Source organism: Pseudomonas sp. Nvir (genome assembly GCF_963778085.1).
Taxonomy (GTDB): domain Bacteria; phylum Pseudomonadota; class Gammaproteobacteria; order Pseudomonadales; family Pseudomonadaceae; genus Aquipseudomonas; species Aquipseudomonas juntendi.
In genome coordinates, this window is the sequence record NZ_OY970405.1 from 2748089 (window position 1) to 2765817 (window position 17729).

The following is a 17729-nucleotide window of genomic DNA, read 5'->3' on the forward strand; positions in this document are numbered from 1 at the left end:
GCCTGGGGCGGTTGGTCATCAAGCGGGTTTGGATCTGGGTTCATATGCGCATTGCTTATTTCATCAATCAGTACCCGAAGGTCAGCCACAGTTTTATCCGCCGCGAGATCCTGGCGCTGGAGCGCCAAGGGGTAGAGGTGCAGCGCCTGGCACTGCGTGGTTGGGACGCCGAGGTGCAGGATGCCGAGGACGTGGCCGAGCGGGGCAAGACCCGCTACGTGCTGCAAGGCGGGCTGAAACAGCTGTTGCGGCCCATGTGGCAGGTATTGCGCGCGCAGCCGCGGCGCTTTGGCCGGGCGCTGTGGCTGGCACTGCGGCTTGGCCGCCGGGCGGACCGCGCCTGGCCCTATCACCTGGTGTATCTGGCCGAAGCCTGCCAGGTGCTGCAGTGGCTGCAGGCAGGGCAGGCGCAGCATGTGCACGCGCACTTTGGCACCAACTCTACCGAAGTGGTCATGCTGGCCAACATGCTGGGCGGGCCCGCCTACAGTTTCACCGTGCACGGCCCCGAAGAGTTCGACAAGCCGCAGTTCCTGCACCTGGGGGAAAAGGTCCGGCGCGCCGCTTTTGTCGCGGCGGTCAGCTCGTATGGGCGCAGCCAGCTGCTGCGCTGGGTGGCCCACGAGCACTGGGCCAAGGTCAAGGTGGTGCATTGTGGGCTGGAGCGCGCGTTCCATGCGGTGCCTGCGGTAGAGGCGCCCGCGGCGCCACGCCTGGTGTGCGTTGGGCGCCTGTGTGAGCAGAAAGGCCAGTTGTTGCTGCTGGAGGCCGCGCGCCGGCTGGCGGCCCAGTCGCAGGCTTTTGAGCTGGTGCTGGCCGGTGACGGTGAAATGCGCGAGCAGATCGAGGCCTTGATTGCCCGCCACGGCCTGCAGCAGCACGTACGCATTACTGGCTGGATCAGCAGTGCACAGGTGCGCGACGAGATCCTCGCTGCCCGCGCTCTGGTATTGCCCAGCTTTGCCGAGGGCCTGCCGGTGGTGATCATGGAGGCCATGGCCTTGCGCCGCCCGGTGCTGACCACGTTTGTTGCCGGGATCCCGGAACTGGTCAGGCCCGGCGAGAACGGCTGGCTGTTCCCCGCAGGCGCGGTGGACGAGCTGGCAGCGGCCATGGCCGAGTGCCTGGCGCAACCTGCCGAGGTGTTGCAGCGCATGGGCCAGGCGGCCTACGAACGGGTACTGCAACGGCACGACATCGACACCGAGGCGGCCAGGCTGGCCGGCTACTTCAAGGCATTCGCATGATAAGTGTATTAGCGTGGTTGTTGGGCCTGCTGACGGTCATCGTCCTGGTGCCGGTGTTGGTGTTTTCGCTGCAGGTATTGCTGGCTTGCCTGCCCGCACGCAGGCCGCCACCGTGCACCACGGCGCGGCCAACGCTTGCGGTGCTGGTGCCGGCGCACAACGAGGCCTCGATCATCCAGGCCAGCCTGGCGAGCATCGTGCCGCAACTGCTCGAGGGTGACCGCTTGCTGGTAGTGGCCGACAACTGTTCCGACACCACGGCGCAGCTGGCCCGCGAAGCGGGGGCCGAAGTGGTGGAGCGGTATGACGCCCTGCTGCGCGGCAAAGGCTATGCCCTGGACTTCGGCGTGCGCCATCTGGCGCGCCAGCCCCCTGAGGTAGTGATCGTGGTGGATGCCGATTGCCAGGTCGGCGAGGGCGCCATCGATATCCTGGCTCGGCGTTGCCGTGAAACGGCGCGCCCGGTGCAGGCGCTGTACCTGATGCGGGCACCCGCAGGGGCCGGGCTGAAAGTGCAGGTCGCCGAATTTGCCTGGCGCGTGAAGAACCTGGTTCGCCCGCGTGGCTGGGCGCGGTTGGGCTTGCCTTGCCAGTTGATGGGCGCCGGCATGGCCTTCGGCTGGCACGACCTGCGCCAGGTCAACCTCGCCAACGGCCATCTGGTCGAGGATGTGAAGCTCGGGCTGGATCTTTGCCAACAAGGCAAGCCACCGCTGTTCTGCCCCGAAGCCTTGGTGACCAGCCAGTTCCCGCTCAGCCCGCAAGGCCTCAACAGCCAGCGTACGCGTTGGGAGCACGGCCACTTGGGGTTGATGCTGACCGATGGGCCCAAGCGGGCGCTGGCTGCCATCACCCAGCGCAATGGTGCCCTCGCGGCGATGACCCTGGACCTGGTGGTATCACCCTTGGCATTGCTGGTGTTGGCGCTGCTGGGGTTCAACCTGCTGACCTGGCTGGTTTACCTGGTAATCGGGCTGGCGGCACCTGCAGGGTTCGCCCTGCTGGGGCTGGGGTTGCTCGGCGTGGCAGTGGTGGTGGCCTGGGCGCGCTTCTGTCGGGAGCTGATCCCGTTCTCGGTGTTGCTGTACGCACCGTTCTACGCAGCCAGGAAAATCCCCCTCTACCTGGGCTTTCTGATCAAGCGCCAGGTCGAATGGGTGCGCTCGAAACGGGATGACGACTGATGAGCCAGCGGCAATGGCAGCGACGCTGGGGGCGCCTGGTCGGGCAGCTGCATGTGGTCGCCGACGAAAACGCCGTGCAGCGCCTGCTCGAGCACCTTACGACCCCGAGCAAAGCGACGGTGCTGGGGTTCGTCAATGCCCACGCAATGAACCTGGTGGTGCGCGACGGGGGTTATTGCCAGGCACTGTCGGCAGCCGATGTGTTGCTGCGCGATGGCTCCGGCATGGCGATCCTTTACCGCCGCCTGGGCCTGGAGCCGGGCCTGAACATGAACGGTACCGATTTCATTCCCAGGCTGCTGGCGGCCCACCGGGGGCGCAAGGTGGCCTTCTGGGGCACGCGGCAACCCTATCTGCGCCAGGCGGTGCAGCACTGCGCCGACACCTTCGGCGTGGCGCCGGTGTCGGTTCACGACGGCTTTGCCACTGTCGATACCTACTTGCAACTGGCGCGCGAGCATCAACCCGAACTGATCGTGCTGGGCATGGGCATGCCCAAGCAGGAAGCGGTCGCCGCACAGTTGGCCGGCATCAGCGGCCCCTGCCTGATCGTGTGTGGTGGGGCGATCCTGGACTTTCTCGGCGGCAAGGTCAGCCGCGCCCCCGGCTGGCTGCGGGCGGTTGGCGGCGAGTGGTTGTATCGGCTGTGCCGTGAGCCCAGGCGCCTGTTCATGCGCTACGTGGTGGGCAACCCGCTGTTTCTGCTGCGCACCTTGCTGTATCGGCGGGCGAGCGCTGCGGCCAGGCGCACGCTGTGAATCGGCCAAAAGCTGTGGCAGCACGTATTCCGGGCCCGCCTGCGGCAGCTGGCTGCTACAGTGATATCAATGGTTTGGACGCTGCGCGCTTCGCCGCGTGCGGCGCTGCAGGGCTGTGATTCAAGACTGGTTGTTGGCTGTAAGGCACTTGCCACGCTCCAATTGATGAGGTCTGAAATGGTTTTCGAACCCAGAAGCAGTCGTTCCTTACTCCAGCGCCGAAGCAGTGTCAGCAACGCCATCCAGGCCGGCCTCGACGGCATTGCCGTGACGGGTATCGCCTGGTACCTGATCTATGACCAGTTCGGCTACATCACCTCCGATTACGTGATCATGCTGCTGTTGCTGATCGGCGCACTGGCGGTCATCTATGATCATTACGCAATCTACCGGACCAACGTCGGGCTTTCGATCAAGGCCTTTCGCCTGTTCAAGGCCTGGTCGGCCACGTTCTGCTTTCTGGTGGTCATGGCATTCCTGACCAAGCAGAGCGAAACCTACTCCCGGCTGCTGGTTGGCCAGCTGTTCGTCATCGGTTACTTCGCCCAGCTGTTCCTGCACTTCGCCGTGCGTGAGCTGCAGAAGCGTTTCACCGCACATGCACGCCTGGACAATGCCCTGATCATTGGCAATGGTGACCTGGCCAACTTCCTTTACCAGAAAATCAGCAGCAACCCGTGGTTTGGTGAGCGGGTGCTGGGGTGTGTACTGGTCGACAAGGTTGAACCACAAGCAGGCGAGGGCGCCGAGGGCAAACAGCGCCTGCCGGTGCTCGGGCATATTGCCGAGCTTGACGAACTGGTCGCCCGCCACGGCATCCGCACGGTCTACCTGGTGACCCCGCTGGGCGGCTCGGAAGTGATCAACGACGTGTACTTCAAGCTGCTCGACAAGTGCATCGCGGTGAACTGGGTACCGGATATCTTCTCGTTGCGCCTGATCAACCACAGCGTGCGGGAAATTGCCGGCATTCCGGTACTGACCTTGTCGGAAACCCCGCTCACAGGCATGAGCCTGTTCCTGAAAAACCTCGAGGACCGGGTGCTGGCCGCGCTGATCCTGCTGTGTGCGTCGCCGGTATTGCTGGCCGTTGCCCTGGCCATCAAGCTCGACAGCCGCGGCCCGGTGTTTTTCCGCCAGGAGCGTACCGGCTGGACGGGTGAGGCGTTTCGTATCTGGAAATTCAGAAGCATGCATGTGCACCAGCCCGAAGGCGGTGTGGTGCAGCAAGCCCAGAAGAACGACCCGCGGTTGACCCGGGTTGGGGCCTTCATCCGCCGTACCAGCCTCGATGAACTGCCGCAGCTGTTCAATGTGCTGACCGGCGAAATGTCGCTGGTCGGGCCACGGCCGCATGCCTTGCAGCACGACACCTTGTATTCCCAGGACATCGTGGATTACTTCGCTCGCCACAACATCAAGCCGGGCATGACCGGCCTGGCCCAGGTGCGCGGGTTCCGTGGCGAGACCAAGGACATCGAACAGATGATCCAGCGGGTGGACTCCGACATCGAGTACATCAACAACTGGTCGTTGTGGCTGGATTTTGTGATTCTGGTACGCACGTTGAATGCGTTCACAGGTAAACAGGCCTATTGATTGTCATGCCACAGGTGCAGAACAGGCCTCATGCTGTGTTCAACGGGTGCAGTTCGCGGAACCCTCGTGCTTCTTCCACCAGCCAGTCATGTACCGCCCGCGCGCCCGGCTGGGTCAACCCGCCGGGCGGGTAATGCACCACGTAGCGTTTGTGGTTGGCGATCGGTACGCCAAACGGCACGATCAGCGCGCCGCGTTCCAGTTCATCGTTGAGTAGCGTGCGCCGGGCAATGGCGACACCGATACCGGCAATCGCCGCTTCGATGGTCAGGTGGTTGCGGTTGAAGGTGTGCCCGCGGCGTACGTCCAACCCCGTGGCGCCGATCCCGTCCAGGTAGAACTCCCATTCGGCATATTCCGAACTGCCACGCCAGGCGGTGATGTCGTGCAGCAGCGGGTAGTGCACCAGGTCGGCCGGCCCGTGCAGCGGGGGGCGCCCACGCAGCAGTGAGGGCGCGCATACGGGAAATATCTGCTCGTCCAGCAGCGGCGTGGAGAGCATGCCCGGGTAGCTGCCGTCGTTGAGGTCGATGGCCAGGTCGAAGTCGCCCGGGGTCAAGGCCTGGGCACTGTCTTCGGCCACCAGGCGCAGTTCGATGTCCGGGTAGCGCTGCTGGAAACGTGGCAAGCGCGGCGTCAGCCACTTGGCCAGGAACGAGGGGATGGAGCGCACCCGCAACGTGCCACGGATCTCGCCGGCGTCCAGGCGTAGCAGCTCTGCCTCGATGCTGCCGTAGGCGTCGGTCACGGTCTGCGCCAGTCGCTGGCCTTCGGCGCTCAGTTCCACGCCCCGTGCCCGGCGCAGAAACAGCCGGTAACCCAGGCGCTCTTCCAGCTGGCGCATCTGTTGGCTGACCGCCCCGGGGGTGATGTGCAGTTCCTCTGCACAGCGGGTAAAGGACAGGTGCCTGGCGGCGCAGGCAAAGACGTGCAGCCAAACAAACATCTGGCCGTTGAGTTGGCGTCGCATCGTTTAGTCCTGCTAAAGACTTGCTTAGGAAGTTTCGTTGGTCATTTCAATCGCACCGCGTCAGTATCGCGCAAAATCGCAGCAGCGCCCAATTTCTCCAGATACCCGTGCACTGGCTACCTATCAGCGCATGGTCAGGCATTAGTATGGCTATCAGTGTTTTCGACCTTTTCAAAATCGGCATCGGCCCGTCCAGCTCCCACACCGTCGGCCCGATGCGCGCGGCTGCGACCTTTGCCCAGGCCCTGCGCAAGCAGGGCTTGCTGGGGCGGGTGACGCGCGTTGAAGTGCGCCTGTATGGCTCGCTGTCGGCGACCGGCGTTGGTCATGCCACCGACCGTGCCTGCCTGTTGGGCTTGATGGGGCAATGGCCAGACCGTATCGACCCGGCCACCATCGAATCGCGCATCGGTCAGGTGCTGCAGGAACACTGCCTGATGCTGGACGGCAGCCACCCCGTGGCGTTCGAGTATGCGCAAGACATGCTGCTGCTCGACGAAAACCTGCCGTACCACCCCAACGCCATGCGCGTAGAAGCCATGCACGGGCAAAATAGTCTGTTGTGCCAGACCTATTATTCGGTAGGCGGTGGGTTCATCGTTGAACAGGCCGAAGTCGATGCGCCGAAAACTGCAGAGAACGCCGCCGTGCTGCCCTACGAGTTCGGCAGTGGTGCCCAGTTGCTGAAGCTGTGCCAGGCCCACGGCTTGAGTGTGGCGCAACTGATGATGGCCAACGAGTGCGCCTGGCGCCCGGAAGCCGAGGTGCGCGACGGCCTGCTGCGCATTTGGGCCGCGATGCGCGAGTGCGTGGACAACGGCCTGCGCAACGAGGGCATTCTGCCCGGCGGTTTGCACGTCAAACGCCGTGCGGCGCGGCTGCACCGTAGCTTGCAGGAACTGGGCAAGCCTAATGTGATCGGGTCGACGCTCGGCGCCATGGAGTGGGTCAACCTGTACGCCCTGGCGGTCAACGAAGAGAACGCCGCTGGCGGGCGCATGGTCACTGCACCTACCAACGGTGCAGCCGGTATCATCCCGGCGGTACTGCACTACTACATGAAGTTCAACCCTGGTGCCTGCGACGCGGATGTCGTGGACTTCCTGCTTGCCGCGGCTGCGGTTGGCATCCTGTGCAAAAAGAACGCCTCCATTTCCGGCGCCGAGGTCGGCTGCCAGGGGGAGGTCGGGTCTGCCTGCTCGATGGCGGCCGCCGGCCTGGCCCAGGTGCTGGGCGCGACACCGGCGCAACTGGAAAACGCTGCCGAAATTGCCCTGGAACACAACCTTGGGCTGACCTGCGACCCGGTCGGTGGCCTGGTGCAGGTACCGTGCATCGAACGCAATGCCATCGCTGCCGTGAAAGCGATCAATGCGGTGCAAATGGCACTGCGGGGCGATGGCGAGCATTTCATTTCGCTCGACCGGGTAATCCGCACCTTGCGTGATACCGGGGCGGACATGCATGCCAATTACAAGGAAACCTCGCGCGGCGGCCTGGCGGTTGCATTCGTCGAATGTTGAGCTAATGCGGGGGGTAGGGGGCTGCTTTGCAGTTCATCGCCGTTCAAGCCCAGCTCCCGTAGGGATCGTATGAGGGCTGACGCGTGTTTGACACAAGATGTGCAGCGCCTGGGAGATCGAGCGCCGCCCGCGCGGCGCATCGCGAGCTGCGCTCGCTCCTACGTTTGTTTCGGGCCAATTATGCCTGTGGGATTTGCGCGCGAACGCCTTGGCGCATGCCTCAATGTCGCGCCGTACAAACAAGGCGGTCGCGCGCACCTGGCACAGGGGTTACTGGCCCGAAACAAGCGTAGGAGCGAGCGCAGCTCGCGATGCGCCGCGCGGGCGGCGCTCGATCTCCCAGGCGATGCATATCTTTTGCCAAATAACACCCACACATTGCTAGCCCAACACCTCACGTAACCGGTACCACAACATCCCCAGCGCCAGCAGTGGCGAGCGCAGTGCCTTGCCACCGGGGAAGGTCAGATGCGGCACTGCACTGAACACATCCAGGCCGTGGCTGTGGCCCAGGGCGATGCTTTCCGCCAGCAGCTTGGCTGTCCAGTGAGTCACGTTCAGCCCGTGCCCGGAATAGCCCTGGGCGTAATACACGTTGGGGTGTTGGCTCAAGCGCCCGACCTGGGGAAAGCGGTTGGCGGTGATGCCGATCATGCCACCCCACTGGTAGTCGATGCGCACATCGGCCAGCTGCGGGAATACCTTCAGCACCTTCGGCCGCATATAGCCGGCGATGTCCTTGGGGTCGCGGCCGGAATAGTGGCAGGCGCCGCCGAACAACAGGCGGCGATCCGCGGTGAGGCGGTAGTAATCCAGGCCGACTTTCTGGTCGCACAGTGCCATGTTCTGCGGGATCAAGCGGCTCGCCAGTGTTTCGGGCAGCGGTTCGGTGGCCACCACGTAACTGCCGGCTGGCAGCACCTTGCCACTCAGCCGCGGTTCCAGGTCGTCCAGGTGGGCGTTGCAGCCCAGCACCAGGCGGCCCGCGCGCACGCTGCCGTGGGCGGTATGCACGGTAACGCTGGGCCCATGCTCGATACGCAGCACCGGGCTTTGCTCGAAAATGCGCACGCCCAGGGTATGGGCGGCGCGGGCCTCGCCCTGAACCAGGTCGAGCGGGTGCAGGTGCCCTGAACCCATGTCCACCAGGCCGCCGGCGTACCGGTCGCTGGCGACGATCTCATGCAGCTGCCCGCTTGCGACCAGCCGTGTTTCGTGGCGGTAACCTAGCGCTGCCAGGTCTTGCAGTTCATCCTTGAAGGCGTCGAACTGCGCGGGCGTGTTGGCCAGTTCGCAAAAGCCCCAGCGCAGGTCACAGGCAATGCTGTAGCGGGCGATGCGCGCGGCGACCAGCGCCACCGAGTCGATGCCGGCCTGCTTGAGGTAGCGCACGCCATCCTGGCCGACATGCCGGGCAAAACCGCTGACATCATGGCCGATGCCGCGAATCAGCTGGCCGCCGTTGCGGCCACTGGCACCCCAGCCGATGCACCGCCCCTCCAGCAGCACCACCGACAAACCACGCTCGGCCAGCTCCAGCGCCGTATTGACCCCGGTCAGCCCACCCCCGACCACACACACATCAGCGCTCAGGTCAGCGTCGAGGCTGGGGTAGGGGGCCGCATCGCGCGCAGTGGCTGCATAGTACGAAGCGGTGTGTTGGGTATTGAATGACATAGAGAGTCTCGGCTCAGCGGTTGGACTTGATCTTGCTCCAGGAGCGGGTCATGACGCGCATGATCTTCGGGCTGGGGGTACTGGAAATGTACAGCTTGTCCAGTACCTCCTGCGGGGGGTAGATCTCGGGGTTGTCCACCAGCGCGGCATCCATGTAGGCCTTGGCGTCCGGGTTGGCGTTGGCATAGCCGACCGTGGCGCTGACCTTGGCGATCACCTTGGGGTCGAGCAGGTAGTTGATGAAGGCCAGCGCCTGCTCCGGGTTGTTCGCATCCTTCGGAATGGCCAGCAGGTCGAACCACAGGTTGCTGCCTTCCTTGGGAATGCTATAGGCGACCTTCACGCCGTTCTTCGCTTCCACGGCGCGGTTGGCCGCCTGGAACACGTCACCGGAATAACCGAACGCCACGCAGATATTCCCGTTGGCAAGGTCGGAAACATACTTGGAGGAGTGGAAATAGGTGATGTACGGGCGCAGCTCGAGCAAGCGCGCCTCGGCCTTGGCGTAGTCGGCCGGCTTTTCGCTACGCGGGTCCATGCCCAGGTAGTTGAGCACGGCGGGGAACAGTTCATCGGGCGAGTCCATGAAGGCCACGCCGCACTGCTTGAGCTTTTTCAGGTTCTCGGGCTCGAACAGCACCGCCCAGGAATCGATGCGGTCTACGCCCAATGCAGCCTTGACCTTTTCCACGTTATAGCCGATGCCATTGGTGCCCCACAGGTAGGGCACCGCATACTGGTTGCCCGGGTCGTTCTGCTCAAGCTGCTTGAGCAGCTTGGGGTCCAGGTGCTTCCAGTTCGGCAGTTTGCTGCGGTCCAGCGGCAAGAATGCACCGGCCTGGGCCTGGCGGGCCAGAAAATGGTTGGAGGGCACTACCACGTCGTAGCCGGTGCGCCCCGCCAGCAGCTTGCCTTCAAGGGTTTCGTTGGAGTCGAACACGTCATAAACCACCTTGATGCCGCTGCTGGCCTGGAAGTCGGCCAGGGTGGTGTCACCGATGTAGTCGGTCCAGTTGTACACGCTTACAGTGGGTGTGGCGTGGCTGGTGGTGGCGAACAGCAGGGTGAATGCCGCGGGGATCAGGGCTTGCAGATGACGCATGGGAACACCTCGTTGGTTTTGTTCTACGAGTTCAGGTGTGGTGGGGGCTGCACAGCCCCCAGGGCGGCTCAGACGCTCAGCATCAGGAACTCGCGCTCCCACGAGCTGATCACGCGCTTGTAGTTCTCGTGCTCGGCCCGTTTGACCGCCACGTAACCCTGCACGAACTGCTTGCCCAGGTACTGCTGCACGGTCTCGCAGTCTTCCATGTGCTGCAGCGCATCTTCGATGGTGATGGGCAGGCGCAGGTTGCGCCGCTCGTAGGCGCGGCCCTGCACCGGGGCGCTCGGGTCGATCTGCTCGACCATGCCCAGGTAGCCGCACAGCAGGCTGGCAGCGATCGCCAGGTAAGGGTTGGCATCCGCGCCGGGCAGGCGGTTTTCCACGCGCATCGCTTCCGGGCTGGAGGTGGGGACGCGCAAACCGGCGGTGCGGTTTTCTTCACCCCACTCGACGTTGACCGGTGCCGAGGTGTCCGGCAGGAAGCGGCGGAACGAATTGACGTTGGGGGCGAACATCGGCAGCAGCTTGGGGATGTACTTCTGCAACCCACCAATGTGGTGCAGGAACAACGGGCTCATGCTGCCGTCGTCGTTGGCGAAGATCGGCTTGCCGGTGGCGATGTCGACCACGCTCTGGTGCAGGTGCATGGCACTGCCCGGCTCGTCGGTGATCGGCTTGGCCATGAACGTCGCAGCCACGTTGTGCTTGAGCGCAGCCTCACGCATGGTGCGCTTGAACACGGTGATCTGGTCGGCCAGGTCCAGCGCGTCGCCGTGGCGGAAGTTGATCTCCATCTGCGCCGGGCCGTCTTCGTGGATCAGCGTGTCCAGGTCCAGGCCCTGGATTTCACACCAGTCATACACGTCCTCGAACAGCGGGTCGAATTCGTTGGCGGCATCGATCGAGAACGACTGCCGGCCGCTTTCGGCCCGGCCGGAACGCCCCAGTGGCACTTGCAGCGGCAGGTCCGGGTCTTCGCAGCGCTTGGTCAGGTAGAACTCCATCTCTGGCGCGACAATGGGTTGCCAGCCCTTGTCAGCGTAAAGCTTGAGCACTTTCTTCAGCACGTTGCGCGGTGACAGCTCGATGGGGTTGCCTTGCTTGTCGAAGGTATCGTGGATCACGATCGCGGTAGGTTCGATGGCCCACGGGATCTGGTACACAGCGCTCGGGTCGGGGCGGCAGACCATGTCGATGTCAGCCGCATCGAGCAGGTTGTAATAGATATCGTCGTCAACGTAGTCGCCGGTGACCGTTTGCAGCAGCACGCTCTCGGGCAAGCGCATGCCACGTTCGTGAAGGAACTTGGCGGTCGGTGCGATCTTGCCGCGGGCGATGCCGGTCAGGTCGCTGATCACGCATTCTACTTCGGTGATCCGGTGTTCTTTCAGCCAGGTGGAGAGCTGATCGAAGGGGGCGTTCATACAGACCTCTTGGTTGGTTTTTTTATGTGGGAGCCGCTGCACCCGCCAAAGCCGTTGCACAGCTTCAAGGGCATCGCGCTTCCCAGGTGACACGCTGGAGGCTATCTTGGGCTCGGCAGCCCATCGCCATCTATCCACTTTCTTCGGCATTCAATGCACCAAAAGAGTGCAATCAGGACAAAGCGTGACAACGCCCAACGCCTTGCAGGTACAAGCTTTCCACACCTCGGATGTGTCCGAGCAGGTTCGCATCACCCCCGGTTGGCAGCAGCAGTACCGGCAGATGTCGCCGGGCCATTTCAGCGGCCAGTTGCGCTGCCTGGGGCTTGACGGCGTGCAAGTCTACGAAGAACGCCTCAACACCCGGGTCGAGCAATTCTTCCGGGCGCCGAGCGGGTCGCTGGCGTTCTGCTTCGACCAGAGCGAAAACAGCCTTTACCTGCTCAACGAGCAGAGCCGCAACATCTGGATCACGCCAGAGAATTACCAGGAAGTCGCCGTCGTGTTCGACCAGGCGTTTCTCGCCAGCCACGGCCTGGACCCCCGCAGGCTTGACGGTTTGTTCATGGTGCCGCTGGGCAGTGGCCAGAATGCGTTGTTCGGCAGTTGGCTCAGTGCCACCCTGACCCGCCTGGGCGAGGCTGGGTGCCCGTTGCAGGGGCAGGCGTTGGCGGAGCAGTTGCTGGAGGACTGCCTGTTCATCCTCGACAATGCCTGCCAGCGCTTGCAGGGCATGGCCATGGGCCGGCGGGACGAGGAGCGGGCGATCATGCACCGGGTCAGCGAGTGGGCGGCTGACTGCCCGGAAGAAACCTTGAACCTGGTGGAACTGGCGGCGGTGGCGGGCGTGTCGCTGCGCCAGTTGCAGCAGGCCTTCAAGGCCTACACCGGCATGCCGCCCGCGCACTGGTTGCGGTTGCGCCGGCTCAACGGGGCGCGGCGCGATCTGTTGCGGGGCGGTGGCGTGACCGTGGCAGAAGTGGCGATGCGTTGGTCGTTCTGGCATTTGGGAAGGTTTTCAGAGAGTTACCGGCAATTGTTCAAGGAGTTTCCGAGCGAGACACTCAAGCGCGTCAAGCGCTGAACCGCCGGCCCGCAAGTCCAGCAGCCGGCGCCGAAAATTGCTATCGTGCCAGCCTGTTTCGACCCGAGGTGCCGATGTTCTACCTGCCTTTGCCCAGTGACCAGGCTGACAGCCTCGCCAGTGTTCCCCTTACCGATTTCTTCAGCAGCGCCAGCCTGCTCCAGGCCGCTGCGGTGTTGTTCGTGCAAAACCTGCCTCGCCAGCCGGCGACTGCCTCGGCCGATGCTCAGGAACGCCGCTTTGCCGAGATCGTGCGGATCGCCAACGACGTTGAACGTGCCGCGCCTGGGCGCTTCCAGGGGCAGGTGGCGCAGCACTTCGACCGTGAAGCCTTCGCCATGGGCCTGGGCATGCTGGGCGAAAACGGCATTGCGCTGCTCAGTGGCGAAGTGGCGTACAGCGCAGATGAACTGCAGGACGACGAGGGGCACTGGAATTTCCAGTTCGCTGACCGCTATCGCCAGCGCGCCACGCCGTTGCACCCGGTGCACCTGCCGGCGCTGGCCAGCGACCTGATGCTCAGCGACCAGCAGAACCGGCTGTTGCGTGAATTTCTGGGGGGTATCGACGAATCGGTCGCCGTGCAGGGTTTTGCCGGTACCGGCAAGACCTTTCTGATCCACCAGTTCGCCCGGTTGCTGGAGCCGCAGCGCACCTTGTTGCTGGCCTTGACCGAGGGCCAGTTGCGTGCGCTGCAGGCGCGGGTCAAGGATGCCGCAGCCTACACCGCGCTGACCTTCGGTCAGTTGGCCGACGAGCTGTTGAACCGCGACCTCACCAGCAACGGCTGGCGCCTGCGCGACCCTTACCGCACCAAGCGCTCGTGGCGCCCGCAAGAGGCGCAGGTGGTGCGCTGGCTGGCCATACCCGACATTGGCCCGCTTGCCGCACGCGACGTGGTTACCTTGTGCATCCGCGCGGTGCGGGCGTTTTGCCACAGTGCCGACGCGCAGGTGCAGTTGCACCATGTGCCCTGGGGCGGGCCGGGCACATCGCCACTGGACCAGGAAGTGTTGCTGGAAAAGGCACGGTTGTACTGGCAGGAGCTGATTCGCCCGTCAGCGCGGGAAATCCAGTTGCCGGTACGCGACTACCATCGGGTCAAGCTGCTGGCGCTGACCGGCCTGGTGATTGACAGCGGCTACACCCACGTCATCGTCGACGAGGCGCACGAGTTGTCGGCACCGATGCTTGCCGTACTTGACCGCAGCCCGCAAGCGGTCATCGCCCTCGGTGACGAACTGCAGAACCTGAACGGCCTCAGTGCGCACCATGGCAGCTTCATCCGCCAGCGCTGCATCGACCACTCGCTGCGCGCAGGGCCGGCGATGGACAACGTGCTCAACCCGCTGATACAGGCGCACCCGGCATCGATCCAGGCGGCCTTCAGTGGGAGCGCCGAGCACTACACCCGGGTCAGCTTCTTCGATGCGGTCGCGGTGCCGGAACAGCCCACCGCGTTGATCGTCGATGACGAGTGGGGGCTGTTTGGCTGGTTCCAGCGCCTGACGCACCAGGGCGTGCCGTTCGTGCTGCTGCAGAGCGCGCGCAAGGACTTCGAACTGTTCGTGGAGGATTGCATCGAGCTGTACTGCCATGGCACCCGGCCTCGTCACCCGATGCTGTTCCGCTATGCCAGCTGGCAGGCGCTGGAGCAGGACAAGGGTGAGGACAAGGCATTCGTCGCGGTGGCCAACCTGCTGCGCAAGGGCTACACCCCGCAGCACTTTGCCCAGGCCAAGAGCCGTTACCGCTGGACCAAGGCGCCAAAGCTGTTCCTCGGGCGGGTAAGGGATGTGAAGAACATGGAGTTTGCCCGGGTGATGGTGTCGCCCGAGCTGATGGTCACGCCGCAGGTGGCCGGTAACCGCAATGAACGGGCGCGCCTGCTGGCAGGTTTGTATACCGCCTGTTCACGGGCGCGGCATGAGCTGATCGTGCCGGGGGGGATGCTGGACTGGGTCAAGGACCAGGTGCGCGATTGAGGTTGGCAGAGGCTGCAATGCAGCCCCTGCTTCACTGGACTCAGTTACGGTCCAGCCACACGGTCTGGGCATTGGTGAACTCCCGCACACCAAAGTGCGACAGCTCGCGCCCGAAGCCGCTTTTCTTCACGCCGCCGAACGCCACGCGGGGGTCGGATGCGCAGTAACCATTGATGAACACGCCACCGGTATCCAGCGCGGCAGTCATGCGCTCGGCCAGCGCATAGTCGGCGGTGTAGATGGTCGCCGCCAGGCCGAATTCGCTGTCGTTGGCCAGCTCCACGGCATGCTCGGCGTCACGGGCCGTGATGATCGCCGCCACCGGGCCGAACAGCTCTTGCTTGAATGCTGTCATGTCCGGGGTCACATTGGCGAACACGGTCGGGGCATAGAAGTTGGCAACGCCTTCGACCTTGTGGCCGCCCAGCAGCAGGGTGGCACCCTCGGCCAGCGTCGCCTGTACCTGGCCATCCAGCTCGTCGCGCAGGTCGTAGCGGGCCATGGGGCCGATGTAGGTGTCGTCCTGCAGCGGGTTGCCCATGTTCAGCTGCCGGGTTGCCTCCACGAACTTGCGGGTGAACGCGTCGGCAATGCTTGCTTCCACGATCATGCGCTTGGCTGCTGCGCAGACCTGGCCGGTGTTCTGGTAGCGACCGATGACGGCTGCCTGGACGGCGGCGTCCAGGTCGGCGTCAGCCAGTACGATGAACGGGTCGGAACCGCCGAGTTCGAGCACGCATTTTTTCAGTGCGGCACCGGCCTGGGCACCGATCGCCATGCCGGCACGCACGCTACCGGTCAGGGTCACCGCGGCAATGCGCGGGTCGTTGATGGCGCGGGTGACACCCTCCGGGGTCACGTTCAACACTTCGAAAACGCCTTGCGGCAGGCCGGCATCCTTGAACAGTTCGCCCAGCAGGTAGGCGCTGCCCATTACGTTCGGCGCGTGCTTGAGCACGTAGGTATTGCCGGCCAGGATCGCCGGCACGGCGCCGCGCAGTACCTGCCAGACCGGGAAGTTCCAAGGCATCACCGCCAGGATCGGGCCCAGCGGGCGGTATTCGATGCGGGCCTTTTCGACCTGGGTAGGCTCGGCGGCCAGCATCGCGGGGCCATGCTCGGCATACCAGCGGCACAGGCCAACGCACTTGGCGACTTCGCCGCGGGCCTGGGCGATGGGCTTGCCGATTTCACGGCAGATCATCTGCGCGAAGGCCTCGGCCTTGGCTTCAAGGGTGCTGGCCAAGGCGAGCAGGTACTCGCTGCGCTGACCCAGCGACACTTGGCGCCACTGGCGGTAGCCGGCCTTGGCACGCTGCAGCGCCGCTTCCAGTACGGCGTCGGTGTCGAACGGGTAGGCGCCGATCTCCTCGCCGGTGTACGGATCGAGGGAGATGGCGTGGGTCAGGTTGCTGATCGCACTCATGGCAGGGCACTCTCGTCGTGATTGAACAGTGGAGCCAGACTAGTGGGCTATGGCTTTAATGAAAACTGAATAATAATGAGCGAAACATTCACGTTTGGAGAAAGGCTGTGGACCTGGTGCAACTGGAGATCTTCAAGGCCGTGGCAGAGCAGGGCAGCATCAGCGCTGCCGCGCAGCATATCCATCGGGTGCCTTCCAACCTGACCACGCGCATCAAGCAGCTGGAAGAAGACCTGGGTGTGGAACTGTTCATCCGCGAGAAAAGCCGCTTGCGCCTGTCACCCGCGGGTTGGAACTTCCTGGAATACACCCGGCGCATTCTCGACCTGGTGCACGAGGCCCGCCTGACCGTGGCCGGTGAAGACCCGCAGGGCACCTTCGCCCTGGGCTCGCTGGAAAGCACCGCAGCCGTGCGCATCCCGGCCTTGCTGGCGGCCTACAACCAGCGCTACCCCAAGGTGGACCTGGACCTGTCCACCGGCCCTTCAGGGACCATGCTCGAGGGGGTGTTGTCTGGCCGGCTGGTGGCTGCGTTCGTCGATGGCCCGGTGTTGCACCCCACGCTGGAGGGCATACCGGTGTTCGAGGAAGAGATGATGGTCATCGCACCGCTCAATCATGCCCCGGTGACCCGCGCCCAGGACGTCAACGGCGAAAACATCTACGCGTTCCGGGCCAACTGTTCGTACCGGCATCACTTCGAAAACTGGTTCGTCCAGGACCAGGCGGTTCCCGGCAAGATCCATGAAATGGAGTCGTACCACGGCATGCTCGCCTGCGTCAGTGCCGGGGCCGGCCTGGCCATGCTGCCGCGCAGCATGCTCGACAACATGCCGGGCTGCAGCACGGTCAGTGCCTGGCCCATGTCGGAAGACTTCCGCTTCCTGAAAACCTGGCTGGTGTGGCGCCGTGGCACGGTATCACGCAGCTTGAGCATGTTCGTGAAACTGCTTGAAGAAAAGAACGCAAACCAATGATTTACAAATACTAGTCTACGTCTAGTCCGCACGTCTGTACGGCGCTCGCGCTGTGGTAGCGCCTCACACCGCAACGGTGTATGAGCAATAATGGCAATTTACTTCCAACTTTCTGATTATCGGACAATAATCAGAAAAGTATTTCCTCGTGTGACCGGTCGGGATGAACCGGTCACCAATTAATCGAGGGGCTACAGCCCCCGCTTGCCGTGTAGACCATCAGGAGAGTCGTAGATGAAAACCCGTCTCGCAGCATCGCTGGCCGTTGCCGCGCTGGCACTTGCCGGCGCTGGCACGGCCCAGGCCGCGCAGGTGTCCGGCGCCGTGGGCGTTACCAGCCAGGGCGACATGACCTACCGCATTGGTATGTCGTTCGACTGGGACAAGAAGTGGCTGCAAAGCGACATCGGCTATGTCAGCGGTTACTGGGACGCCGGCTACACCTACTGGGAGGGCGGCGACGCCAGTGGCGCCCATTCGCTGTCGTTCAGCCCGGTGTTCACCTATGAATTCAGCGGTTTCACCTACACCCCGTACATCGAAGCGGGCATCGGCCTGGCTGCGTTCTCCAAGACCGATGTAGGCGACCAGCGCCTGGGTTCTTCGTTCAACTTCGAGGACCGTATCGGCCTAGGCCTGAAACTGCCAGGGGAGCAGAAGGTCGGGCTGCGTGCGATCCATTATTCCAACGCCGGGATCAAGCAGCCCAACGACGGCATCGAGTCGTATTCGCTGTTCTACAGCAAAGGTTTCTGACAGGTAGGGCTGCT

The 17729-nt window shown here is 63.7% G+C and carries 14 protein-coding genes; 9 read left to right on the forward strand and 5 right to left on the reverse strand.

Annotated elements, in window-relative coordinates:
• Positions 1 to 44 precede the first annotated feature (44 nt).
• From AACG97_RS13260 to AACG97_RS13275, 4 genes are all read left to right on the forward strand, one after another.
• Positions 45 to 1247, forward strand: a complete 1203-nt coding sequence (locus tag AACG97_RS13260; protein ID WP_009682748.1) for a glycosyltransferase family 4 protein — start codon at positions 45 to 47, stop codon at positions 1245 to 1247.
• Positions 1244 to 2431: a glycosyltransferase family 2 protein gene (locus tag AACG97_RS13265; protein WP_125854992.1), complete on the forward strand. Its 1188-nt coding sequence runs from the start codon at positions 1244 to 1246 to the stop codon at positions 2429 to 2431. Before AACG97_RS13260 ends, AACG97_RS13265 begins: the two co-directional genes overlap by 4 nt.
• Positions 2431 to 3189 (forward strand): WecB/TagA/CpsF family glycosyltransferase, encoded by a 759-nt coding sequence (locus AACG97_RS13270; protein ID WP_197886083.1) that lies wholly within the window; start codon positions 2431 to 2433, stop codon positions 3187 to 3189. Before AACG97_RS13265 ends, AACG97_RS13270 begins: the two co-directional genes overlap by 1 nt.
• A gap of 177 nt (positions 3190 to 3366) precedes the next feature.
• A complete protein-coding gene (locus AACG97_RS13275) occupies positions 3367 to 4788 on the forward strand; it encodes an undecaprenyl-phosphate glucose phosphotransferase (protein WP_009682751.1) in 1422 nt (473 codons plus the stop codon).
• Positions 4789 to 4816: 28 nt separating this feature from the next.
• Here the strand turns inward: AACG97_RS13275 and AACG97_RS13280 are convergent, their stop codons facing one another.
• Entirely contained in the window at positions 4817 to 5758 is a 942-nt protein-coding gene (locus tag AACG97_RS13280) for a LysR substrate-binding domain-containing protein (RefSeq protein ID WP_009682752.1), read from the reverse strand.
• Positions 5759 to 5904: 146 nt separating this feature from the next.
• Between AACG97_RS13280 and AACG97_RS13285 the strand changes: the two genes are divergently transcribed.
• The gene (locus AACG97_RS13285; protein ID WP_197886082.1) at positions 5905 to 7281 is read left to right on the forward strand and encodes an L-serine ammonia-lyase; all 1377 of its coding nucleotides are present in this window, start codon (positions 5905 to 5907) and stop codon (positions 7279 to 7281) included.
• 381 nt (positions 7282 to 7662) lie between these two features.
• On the opposite strand, the gene AACG97_RS13290 is transcribed toward AACG97_RS13285, so the two are convergent.
• The 3 genes from AACG97_RS13290 to AACG97_RS13300 form a co-directional block, all read right to left on the reverse strand.
• Entirely contained in the window at positions 7663 to 8958 is a 1296-nt protein-coding gene (locus AACG97_RS13290; RefSeq protein ID WP_144188180.1) for an NAD(P)/FAD-dependent oxidoreductase, read from the reverse strand.
• Between the two features lie 13 nt (positions 8959 to 8971).
• The gene (locus tag AACG97_RS13295) at positions 8972 to 10060 is read right to left on the reverse strand and encodes a polyamine ABC transporter substrate-binding protein (RefSeq protein WP_029885440.1); all 1089 of its coding nucleotides are present in this window, start codon (positions 10058 to 10060) and stop codon (positions 8972 to 8974) included.
• Between the two features lie 68 nt (positions 10061 to 10128).
• The gene (locus AACG97_RS13300) at positions 10129 to 11487 is read right to left on the reverse strand and encodes a glutamine synthetase family protein (RefSeq protein WP_009682756.1); all 1359 of its coding nucleotides are present in this window, start codon (positions 11485 to 11487) and stop codon (positions 10129 to 10131) included.
• Positions 11488 to 11671: 184 nt separating this feature from the next.
• On the opposite strand from AACG97_RS13300, the gene AACG97_RS13305 reads away from it, so the two are divergent.
• Both AACG97_RS13305 and AACG97_RS13310 read left to right on the forward strand, forming a co-directional pair.
• Positions 11672 to 12571, forward strand: coding sequence for a helix-turn-helix domain-containing protein (locus AACG97_RS13305; protein ID WP_029885441.1), 900 nt, complete (start codon positions 11672 to 11674; stop codon positions 12569 to 12571).
• A 74-nt stretch (positions 12572 to 12645) separates the two neighbouring features.
• A complete protein-coding gene (locus tag AACG97_RS13310; RefSeq protein WP_225785549.1) occupies positions 12646 to 14556 on the forward strand; it encodes an AAA family ATPase in 1911 nt (636 codons plus the stop codon).
• A gap of 40 nt (positions 14557 to 14596) precedes the next feature.
• On the opposite strand, the gene AACG97_RS13315 is transcribed toward AACG97_RS13310, so the two are convergent.
• Positions 14597 to 15982 carry an aldehyde dehydrogenase family protein gene (locus AACG97_RS13315; RefSeq protein ID WP_197886079.1) on the reverse strand — a complete coding sequence of 462 codons (1386 nt, stop codon included), beginning with the start codon at positions 15980 to 15982 and terminating at the stop codon, positions 14597 to 14599.
• A gap of 107 nt (positions 15983 to 16089) precedes the next feature.
• Here AACG97_RS13315 and ptrR point away from each other — a divergent pair, with 107 nt between their 5' ends.
• Both ptrR and AACG97_RS13325 read left to right on the forward strand, forming a co-directional pair.
• Positions 16090 to 16959 carry a putrescine utilization regulator PtrR gene (gene ptrR / locus AACG97_RS13320; protein ID WP_144188184.1) on the forward strand — a complete coding sequence of 290 codons (870 nt, stop codon included), beginning with the start codon at positions 16090 to 16092 and terminating at the stop codon, positions 16957 to 16959.
• A gap of 234 nt (positions 16960 to 17193) precedes the next feature.
• On the forward strand, positions 17194 to 17715 hold the full coding sequence (locus AACG97_RS13325; RefSeq protein WP_009682761.1) for an acyloxyacyl hydrolase: 522 nt from the start codon (positions 17194 to 17196) through the stop codon (positions 17713 to 17715).
• Positions 17716 to 17729: the final 14 nt, after the last annotated feature.

Coding starts and splice junctions, on each gene's coding strand:
- AACG97_RS13310 (WP_225785549.1), top strand. CDS start 12,646: ATGTTCTACCTGCCTTTGCCCAGTGACCAGGCTGACAGCCTCGCCAGT.
- AACG97_RS13290 (WP_144188180.1), bottom strand. CDS start 8,958: ATGTCATTCAATACCCAACACACCGCTTCGTACTATGCAGCCACTGCG.
- AACG97_RS13300 (WP_009682756.1), bottom strand. CDS start 11,487: ATGAACGCCCCCTTCGATCAGCTCTCCACCTGGCTGAAAGAACACCGG.
- AACG97_RS13265 (WP_125854992.1), top strand. CDS start 1,244: ATGATAAGTGTATTAGCGTGGTTGTTGGGCCTGCTGACGGTCATCGTC.
- AACG97_RS13285 (WP_197886082.1), top strand. CDS start 5,905: ATGGCTATCAGTGTTTTCGACCTTTTCAAAATCGGCATCGGCCCGTCC.
- AACG97_RS13315 (WP_197886079.1), bottom strand. CDS start 15,982: ATGAGTGCGATCAGCAACCTGACCCACGCCATCTCCCTCGATCCGTAC.
- AACG97_RS13280 (WP_009682752.1), bottom strand. CDS start 5,758: ATGCGACGCCAACTCAACGGCCAGATGTTTGTTTGGCTGCACGTCTTT.
- AACG97_RS13275 (WP_009682751.1), top strand. CDS start 3,367: ATGGTTTTCGAACCCAGAAGCAGTCGTTCCTTACTCCAGCGCCGAAGC.
- AACG97_RS13295 (WP_029885440.1), bottom strand. CDS start 10,060: ATGCGTCATCTGCAAGCCCTGATCCCCGCGGCATTCACCCTGCTGTTC.
- AACG97_RS13270 (WP_197886083.1), top strand. CDS start 2,431: ATGAGCCAGCGGCAATGGCAGCGACGCTGGGGGCGCCTGGTCGGGCAG.
- AACG97_RS13260 (WP_009682748.1), top strand. CDS start 45: ATGCGCATTGCTTATTTCATCAATCAGTACCCGAAGGTCAGCCACAGT.
- AACG97_RS13325 (WP_009682761.1), top strand. CDS start 17,194: ATGAAAACCCGTCTCGCAGCATCGCTGGCCGTTGCCGCGCTGGCACTT.